Origin of the sequence: uncultured Methylobacterium sp. (assembly GCF_964251405.1) — a bacterium.
In the GTDB taxonomy this organism is placed as follows: domain Bacteria; phylum Pseudomonadota; class Alphaproteobacteria; order Rhizobiales; family Beijerinckiaceae; genus Methylobacterium.
This window is the reverse complement of record NZ_CAXUJR010000009.1, coordinates 1-8,417: the sequence shown is the minus strand read 5'-3', so window position 1 is coordinate 8,417 and position 8,417 is coordinate 1. Positions and strand designations below refer to the sequence as shown.

The following is an 8,417-nucleotide window of genomic DNA, read 5'->3' as shown; positions in this document are numbered from 1 at the left end:
GCGTCCTTGGCGAGCTGCCGTTCGGTGCGCTTGGGCTCCAGGTTTTCCAACGCCATCCACCTCAGGCCGATCCAGAGCATGGTGAGCGAGGCGAGCACGAAAGGCGCGGCGACGATGGCCGCCGCCAGCGCCTCGGAGCCGATCACCACCGCCAGCGCCTTCACGACGGCGATGAGCAGGAGGAAGACGCTCACGATCACGAACAGGACCGCGGTGCCGATGAGGGTCACGAGGCCGAGGATCGCGCGGATGTTCCCGGTGGTCTCGATCCGGGCCAGCGCCAGCGTCTGCTGCAGATGCTCGCTACCGAGCCGCAGGGCCTGGCCGATGAGAGCGAATGTCGTGTCCTGCGGCCGCGCTGTCATCGAACCCTCATGGTGCTGTCACGCTGGCACAACGGGACGTGCGGACCGGCGTTCCCTGGATCTCCGGGCGGGCCGCGGAGAACCGGTGGGCAAGGCGCCGATGAGGGGTTAAGGTTGCGCTTCGAGACAAAGATCAACCAAAGGGTCGTCCATCGCCGGCCACGGCGGTGACGCTCGGAGGAAGCGCGAGATGGCGGCATTACGGGACGACGATCTCGGCACGCGCACGATCGCACTGATCACCCGCCGGCTGATGCCCCTCCTCGGGCTGATGTACCTCGTCGCCTATATCGACAGGCAGAACGTCTCCTACGCCAAGCTCCAGATGGTGGGAGACCTCGGCCTGAGCGAGACCGCCTACGGCCTTGGCGCCTCGCTGTTCTTCCTCGCCTACCTCCTGTTCGAGGTGCCGGCCAACGTGATGCTGGCCCGGGTCGGGGCACGGGCCTGGTTCGCGCGCATCATGGTGTCGTGGGGAATCGTCACGATCCTGCTCGGTTTCACCCAGAACGCGACCATGTTCGCGGTGCTGCGCTTCCTGCTCGGGGTGGCGGAGGCGGGGTTCTTCCCCGGCTCCTGTTCACCCTCACCCTGTGGTTCCCCCAGAGCCACCGGGCGCGGATGATCGGCTGGTTCATGATCGCGAGTGCGCTCGCCAACGCGGTGGGTGCGGCCATCGGCGGGATGCTCCTCGACCTCGACGGGCTTCTCGGATTGCGTGGCTGGCAATGGGTCTTCGTCGCCACCGGAATCCCGGCCGTTGTACTGGCGGGGATCGTCTTCGTGATCCTGCCGAGCCGGCCCGAGGATGCGCGCTGGCTCGATGCCGACGGGCGGCGCTGGCTTGCCGAAACCCTGGCGCGCGAGGAGGAGGGGTCGGCCCATGCCGAGCACGGCAACCCGTTCAAGGTGCTGCTCGACCGCAGGGTGCTGCTGCTCGCCACCCTCTATGTCGGCTTCCCGCTCGCCGCCTATGGGCTCAGCTACTGGCTGCCGACGGTGGTGCGGGGTTTCGGCGTCTCGAACACCACCAACGGCTTCATCAACATCATCCCCTGGATCGTAGTCGGCATCGCCCTGTGGTGGGTGCCCCGGCACGCCGCCCGGACGGGGGAGCAGACCTGGCACATCGTCGGCCCCGCGCTGATCGCGGCGGCAGCCTTGGTCGCGAGCGTCGTCGTGCCGAGCCAGAGTCTCCAGTTCGCCTGCCTCTGCATCGCGGCGGCCGGCATCTTCTCGGGCCAGCCCGTGTTCTGGTCGCTGCCACCGACCTTCCTCAAGGGGGCGACGGCGGCGGCCGGCATCGCCGCCATCAACTCGGTGGGCAATTTCGGCGGCTTCATCGCCCAGAACGTCGTGCCCTGGATCAAGGACGCCACCGGTAGCGACCTCGCGCCGATGCTGTTCCTCGCCGTCTGCCTCGCCGCCGGCGCGATGATGGTGTTCGTCGTGCAGGCGCTGCTCAAGGCGCCGGCCGACGTGCAGCCTCTCACCCTTCAGCCGAAGGCGGGTTGATCTTGCCCGGCGCATCTTTTCCCAAATGTCTGTGGGGACTGGGCGCATCGTCGGGTGAACCGGGGGGATGGCCGATCCCCGGCCCGGCCGTCCCCTTGCCTTCCTCTGGTCGCTTCGCCAAGTTGAGACCCCGCCTTCGCGCCCTCGCGGCTGCGGCGAACGCTGTCCAAGACTTTTCCTAAAGACCACGAGTTTTCGAGATGAGAGTCACTGTCGAGCGTGCGGCCCTGCTTCGGTCGCTCGGCCATGTCCACCGGGTGGTGGAACGCCGCAACACGATTCCGATCCTCTCGAACGTGCTCCTGCGCGCCGGCGCCGAGGGCCTGCAACTCAAGGCGACCGACCTCGACATCGAGGTGACGGAGACGATCGCCGCCGACGTATCCGATGCCGGCGCCACCACCGTGCCGGCGCACGTGATCTACGACATCGTGCGCAAGCTCCCCGACGGCGCCCAGGTCTCCCTGGAGACGAGCGGCGAGACGGGCCAGATGACGATCCGCTCCGGCCGCTCGCGCTTCTCGCTCGGCGCCCTGCCCGAGGGCGATTTCCCCGATCTCGCCGCGGGCGAGTTGCCCAACAGCTTCGCGCTCGCCGCGGCCGACCTGAAGCGCCTCATCGAGAAGACGCAGTTCGCGATCTCGACGGAGGAGACGCGCTACTACCTCAACGGCATCTATCTCCACACCCTCGACGTCGAGGGCACGCTCAAGATGCGGGCGGTCGCCACCGACGGCCATCGCCTCGCCCGCGTGGAGTTGGACGCGCCCGAGGGTAGCCGTGGCATGCCGGGCATCATCGTGCCGCGCAAAGCCGTGGCCGAGATCATCAAGCTCGTCGAGGATGGCGGCGAGAGCGTCGAGATCGACCTGTCGCCGGCCAAGATCCGCTTCCGCTTCGCCAGCGGCGTCGTGCTGATCTCCAAGCTCATCGACGGCACCTTCCCCGACTACCAGCGGGTGATCCCCACCGGCAACGACAAGTTCCTCACCGTCGAGCGCGACCCCTTCGCCCGCGCCGTCGACCGCGTCTCGACGATCTCGTCCGAGCGCGGCCGTGCGGTGAAGCTCAGCGTCCAGGAAGGGCGCCTCGCGCTCTCCGTCAACAACCCGGATTCCGGCAGCGCGACGGAGGAACTCGACGTCGACTATGACTCGAGCGCCCTCGATATCGGCTTCAATGCCCGCTACCTCCTCGATATTACGAGCCAGCTCGAGGGCGACACCGCCCTGTTCAAGCTCGCCGATCCGGGCTCGCCGACCTTGATCCAGGACCGCGAAGGTGCCGCCGCGCTCTATGTGCTGATGCCGATGCGGGTGTGATACCCTCGCCGGATGATGACCTTGGTTCCCTCCACCCTTTCCCGGACGGGTGCAGCGAAGCGGAACCCGATCCGGGACCCGGAACGACAAGCCGCGAAGCGTCCTCATGCTTACGCCAGTCGGACCGAGCTGCTGACGCAGCCGGCCTCTGCGCCGGATCCCGTATCGCCTTCGGATGACGCTCCGGGCGTTCCGGCAAGCGCGCCCGGGCGATCCGATCGTTCGGAGTGGGTATGAGCGGGGCATCGTCCGCCGTCGCGTCTGAAAACGATCAGGGAAGACCGAAGGCATCGGGCGGCGGGCTAAGCCTCACCCGCCTGATCTGTCGCGACTTTCGCAACCATGCCGATCTCGACCTCGCATTGGAGAGCCGCTTCGTGGCGCTCGTCGGCGAGAACGGGGCCGGCAAGACCAACCTGCTCGAAGCGGTGTCCCTCTTCTCCCCCGGCCGCGGCCTGCGCCGGGCCGATTTTGCCGGCATGGCGCGCAGCGGCGGCCCCGGAGGCTTCGCCGTCTCGATGAGCGTGACGAGCGGCGAGGACGAGCACCGGGTCGGGACCGGCTACGAGCCAGCCGGCCTCGACGGCCGTGCCACCCGGCTGTGCCGGATCGACGGGGGAAACGTCCCCTCCCCCATCGCCTTCTCCGAGTTCCTCCGCGTGGTCTGGCTCACGCCCGACCTCGACGGTCTGTTCCGCGGGCCGGCCGGCGATCGCAGGCGCTTTCTCGACCGACTGGTGCTCGCCGTCGATGCCGCCCATGGCGCACGGGTCGGCGCTCTTGAGCGAGCCTTGCGCTCGCGCAACCGTCTCCTCGTAGAGCGCCCGGACGACGGCCGCTGGCTCGATGCTGTCGAACGCGAACTCGCCGAACTGGCCGTCGCCGTGGCGCTCGCCCGCCGCGAGACCGCCGAGCGCCTCGACCGCCTGATCGCGGAGGGCCGGGACGACGCGCAGCCCTTCCCCTGGGCGGGCGTACGGCTGGAGGGGGACATGGACGACCTCGTCGCGGTCTGGCCGGCGATCGAGGCGGAGGACCGCTACCGCCAGACTCTCCGACAGGGCCGCGCCCGCGACCGCGCCGCCGGCCGCACCCTCAACGGCCCGCAGACCACCGACCTCGTGGTTCGACACGGCCCCAAGGACGTGCCGGCCGCGACCGCCTCCACCGGCGAGCAGAAGGCGCTACTGATCGGCCTCGTGCTCGCGCATGCCCGGCTGGTCCAGGCCATGAGCGGCTTAGCCCCGATCATACTGCTGGACGAGGTCGCCGCCCATCTCGACCCGCGCCGGCGTGCCGGATTGTTCGAGGCGCTGGAGGCGCTGCCGGGCCAGGTCTGGATGACCGGGGCCGATCCGGCCTTGTTCGCGGAGCTGGAGGGGCGGGCGGATGTGATCAGGGTGGCGGAGGGACGGGTCGTCTCGTCGTGACCCTCGAAAATCCATGCCTGTCTCCAGTCTCCTCCTGTTCGCCTCGGTCTACGCCGTCGCCGTGGCCTCCCCTGGCCCCGGCATCGCCGCCCTCGTGGCGCATGTTTTGATCGCGGCGCGCTGAGCCTCAGTCCAGGACCAAGGCGTCGACGACCATCAATCTTCGTAGAGGCTGTCGTAGAATGCCTTGTCCGCTTTGAGCCCGGTCTTCGGATAGCTGGCGATGCAATCCTGGATCGGCTTGATGCGTGCAAGCAAGTCGGCGAGCGATTCGTCCGTCGCTTCAGTTCGTTCTCCAGCGCCAGGCGGACTGCCTCGGTCTTGCTCACCCGCGCCCGCGATGCCAACTCTTCCGCGAGGCGGTTCACGTCCTCGCTGCGAATGTTCAAGGGCATGCCGATCACCGTTCGCGTATACCCTCAGCGTGATCCTTACGCGGTCGCAATGCAACCCTGCGGCGATTGAAAAGCCCATCAGCACCCGTCAAAGAAACCGCATGACCTCTCGCCTCGACGAAGCCCGGCGCGCCCTCAAGACGACCTTCGGCTATGACGATTTCCGCCCGGGCCAGGACGAGGTGATCGGCGCCGTCCTCGATGGTATCGACGTGTTCGCCGTGATGCCCACGGGCTCGGGTAAGTCGATGACCTACCAGTTGCCGGCCCTGGTCGAGCATTCCCTCACCGTGGTCGTCTCCCCGCTGATCGCGCTGATGCACGACCAGGTCCAGCAGATGCGCGGCTTCGGCGTTTCCGCCGCCACCCTCAACTCCACGGTCGCCGAGGCCGAAGCCCGCGAGACCTGGCGGTCGATCCGGGCCGGCGACCTGCGCCTGTTGTTCGTCTCGCCGGAGCGGTTGATGATGGAAGGGCTGATCGACGCATTGCGCGGGGCCGGCGTGCGCCGCCTGGCCGTCGACGAGGCCCATTGCGTCTCGCAATGGGGGCACGATTTCCGGCCCGAATACCGCGACCTCGCCCGCGCCCGCACCGCGCTCGGGGACGTCCAGACCCTCGCGCTCACCGCCACCGCCGACAAGGCGACGCGGGCCGACATCACCGAGCGGCTGTTTCCGGCAGGACGCGCGCTGAAGGCCTTCGTCCATTCCTTCGATCGGCCGAACATCCGGCTCACCTTCGCTCCGAAGGATCAGCCGACTCGGCAGATCGAGCGCTTCCTCAAGCACCGGCGCTCCGAAAGCGGCATCATCTACTGCTCGTCGAGGAAGCGCACCGAGCAGCTCGCCGAAGTGCTGGCCAAGGACGGCTTCAACGCCCTGCCCTACCATGCCGGCCTCGACCAGGGCACCCGCATGCGGAACCAGGACACCTTCCTGCAGGAGGACGGCGTCGTGATGACCGCGACGGTGGCCTTCGGCATGGGCATCAACAAGCCCGACGTCCGCTTCGTCTGCCACGCCGACATGCCGGGCAACGTCGAGGGCTATTACCAGGAGATCGGCCGCGCCGGACGCGACGGGCTGCCCGCCGACACCCTCACCCTCTACGGCCTCGACGACATGTCGCTGCGCCGCCGCCAGATCGACGAGAAGGAGGTGCCCGACGAGCGCCGCCGGGTCGAGCGGCGCAAGCTCGAAGCGATGATCGCGCTGTGCGAAGGCGCCCTGTGCCGCCGGCAATCGCTGCTCGGCTATTTCGACGAACAGAGCGAGCCATGCGGGCGCTGCGACCTCTGCCGCAGCGGAACCTCGCTCGTGGACGGCACCGTCAACGCGCAAAAACTGCTCTCGGCGATCGTGCGCACCGGCCAGAGATTCGGAGCGGCCTATGTCTGCGACGTGGTCCACGGCAAGGAATCGGACCAGATCCGCCGCAACGGACACGGCGCCCTCAAGACCTTCGGGGTCGGTGCCGACAAGCCGGTCCCGGCCTGGCGCGCGATCCTGCGCCAGCTCTTCGCCGCCGGTGCGGTGGCCGAGAACGCCGACGGGCATGGCGGGCTCAGCCTCACCGATCAGGGCGAAGCGATCCTGTTCGGCCGGCAGAAAGTCCAGGTCCGCCCCGATCCCGAACCGCGCCCGGCCGAGGCACGCGAGCGCCGCCGCGCCGGCCCGGCCCGCGAGGACGCCGCCCTCGACCTCGATCCGGCCACGGAAGCCCTGTTCCAGCACCTGCGCGGCCTGCGCGCGACCATCGCCCGGGCCGAGGGCATCGCCGCCTTCATGGTCTTCCCCGACCGCACCCTGATCGAGATGGCACGCACCAAGCCTGTGGACCTCTACGCCCTGCGGACGGTCCACGGGGTGGGCGAGCGCAAGCGCGACGCTTATGGCGCGCGTTTCGTCGAGGCGATCGCCGAATACCTCAGCGAGTCCTCCGCGGCCTCGGCCTGACGTGGTTTAGCCCTCGTCGCGTGGTAGCCGGATCGTGTAGGGACGTGTCCCGCGTGCCGCCGGTGCCTCCCCGCGACGGCGACGCTTCAACCGGACGGATGGATCATTTCCCAGGATACGACGCATGCCGCCTCGCCTGTCGAGCCGCGGCCGGAGGACAGCCCGCCGAGGCAGGTCTTCTACATGCCCGGATTCGATCCGCGCGAGCCGGAGACCTATTGGGGGCTGTTCCGGCGCGAGGCGCGCCTGACGGCCAAGCGCCGCGGCACGCCGATCGCGGTCGGCGATCCCGTGCGCTCGACCGATGGGCTGCGGCTCGACTGGCGCATCGACTCCGCCGGCCGCGAGACCCGCTATACCCTGCTGCGCTGGGAGGACATCGTCCGTGACCGCTTCCCGCGCCCGAACGGGCGCCGCATCGTGGAGACCATCGCCCTGTGGTGGCGCCTGTGGCGGACGGGCTACCTGCGCGCCTACAAGCGCGAGGCCCGCCGCTTCTACCGCGTCATCGTCGGCATCCACCTGATCTATGCCGGCCTCGTCACGTTCAGCCTGCTCGTGGCATCTGCCCTGATGCTCGGGGCCGGGGACATGATCCCGAAGCCGCTCGTCATCCTGGCCATTCCGGTCGTGGCCTACGCCATCCTGTCGGGCCTGATGGTGGTGACCCGAGGAAAGCCCTTCTTCGTGGCCCACCTCGTCGACGACACCGCCTTCACGCATGCCTATGCCAAGGGTGAGGCCCCGGAGATGGAGGCCCGGCTCGACGCCTTCGCTGCCGAGATCCGCGCCGCGGAAGGCCGGGCCGGCGAGATCGTGCTCATCGGCCATTCCTCGTCGAGCTTCTTCGGCTTCGAGGCGCTCGACCGGGTGCTGGCCGCCGACCCGGATTTCGGGCGCCGCGGCACGCCGGTCTCCTTCGTCACGATCGGCAGCGTCATCGCCTGGATCACCCTCGACGAGAACGCCGTGGCGACGAGGGCGGCGCTCGCCCGGGTCGCGGCGTCCGATGCGATCGGCTGGCTCGACATCCGCACGAAGTGGGACTGGCTCTCGATCTACAGGCGGGACCCCCTGAGCGCCTCGGGCCTGCCCTCGCCCAAGCACCATCGCCCCGTGGAGTTCCACGTGCGGATGCCCGACCTCGTCGAGGCGGACCGCCTCTCCCGGCGCAGGTTCAACCTGTTCCAGATGCACTTCCAGCTGCTGATGTCGAGCGATAGCCCGGACACGTTCGACTACATCAGCTTCGTCGCCGGCCCCGAGCCCGTCCATGCGCTCATCGAGAGCTGGCGCAGCGTGAAGGCTCAGCCGATGGGACAGGAGATGGAAGTCGACGGCTGGTGAGCGGCCGACCTTCCGGCATCAGCCCAGCGATCCCGGGCTCGCGCTCGCCCCGGTCCAGGCGGCCCGGACGGTTGCGAATAACGGG

General features: G+C 68.7%; 5 protein-coding genes and 2 pseudogenes. 5 read left to right on the top strand and 2 right to left on the bottom strand.

Annotated elements, in window-relative coordinates:
* A partial coding sequence (locus tag ACFE7U_RS03070; protein WP_375408261.1) for a phage holin family protein occupies positions 1-365 on the bottom strand: 365 nt, incomplete at its 3' end.
* 190 nt (positions 366-555) lie between these two features.
* Between ACFE7U_RS03070 and ACFE7U_RS03065 the strand changes: the two are divergent.
* The 3 genes and pseudogenes from ACFE7U_RS03065 to recF all read left to right on the top strand — a co-directional run bounded on the left by ACFE7U_RS03065 (position 556) and on the right by recF (position 4,632).
* Positions 556-1,880: pseudogene (locus tag ACFE7U_RS03065) on the top strand (MFS transporter).
* Positions 1,881-2,080: 200 nt separating this feature from the next.
* Positions 2,081-3,202 (top strand): DNA polymerase III subunit beta, encoded by a 1,122-nt coding sequence (dnaN, locus tag ACFE7U_RS03060; RefSeq protein ID WP_375408260.1) that lies wholly within the window; start codon positions 2,081-2,083, stop codon positions 3,200-3,202.
* Positions 3,203-3,435: 233 nt separating this feature from the next.
* On the top strand, positions 3,436-4,632 hold the full coding sequence (gene recF, locus ACFE7U_RS03055) for a DNA replication/repair protein RecF (protein ID WP_375408259.1): 1,197 nt from the start codon (positions 3,436-3,438) through the stop codon (positions 4,630-4,632).
* A 287-nt stretch (positions 4,633-4,919) separates the two neighbouring features.
* On the opposite strand, the pseudogene ACFE7U_RS03050 reads toward recF, so the two are convergent.
* Positions 4,920-5,027: pseudogene (locus ACFE7U_RS03050) on the bottom strand (type II toxin-antitoxin system VapB family antitoxin); the annotation flags it as partial.
* A 101-nt stretch (positions 5,028-5,128) separates the two neighbouring features.
* Here ACFE7U_RS03050 and recQ point away from each other — a divergent pair.
* Together recQ and ACFE7U_RS03040 are read left to right on the top strand one after the other, a co-directional pair.
* The gene (gene recQ, locus ACFE7U_RS03045; protein ID WP_375408258.1) at positions 5,129-6,985 is read left to right on the top strand and encodes a DNA helicase RecQ; all 1,857 of its coding nucleotides are present in this window, start codon (positions 5,129-5,131) and stop codon (positions 6,983-6,985) included.
* A gap of 183 nt (positions 6,986-7,168) precedes the next feature.
* Entirely contained in the window at positions 7,169-8,332 is a 1,164-nt protein-coding gene (locus ACFE7U_RS03040) for a hydrolase (protein WP_375408257.1), read from the top strand.
* Positions 8,333-8,417: the final 85 nt, after the last annotated feature.

Coding starts and splice junctions, on each gene's coding strand:
- recF (WP_375408259.1), top strand. CDS start 3,436: ATGAGCGGGGCATCGTCCGCCGTCGCGTCTGAAAACGATCAGGGAAGA.
- dnaN (WP_375408260.1), top strand. CDS start 2,081: ATGAGAGTCACTGTCGAGCGTGCGGCCCTGCTTCGGTCGCTCGGCCAT.
- ACFE7U_RS03040 (WP_375408257.1), top strand. CDS start 7,169: ATGCCCGGATTCGATCCGCGCGAGCCGGAGACCTATTGGGGGCTGTTC.
- recQ (WP_375408258.1), top strand. CDS start 5,129: ATGACCTCTCGCCTCGACGAAGCCCGGCGCGCCCTCAAGACGACCTTC.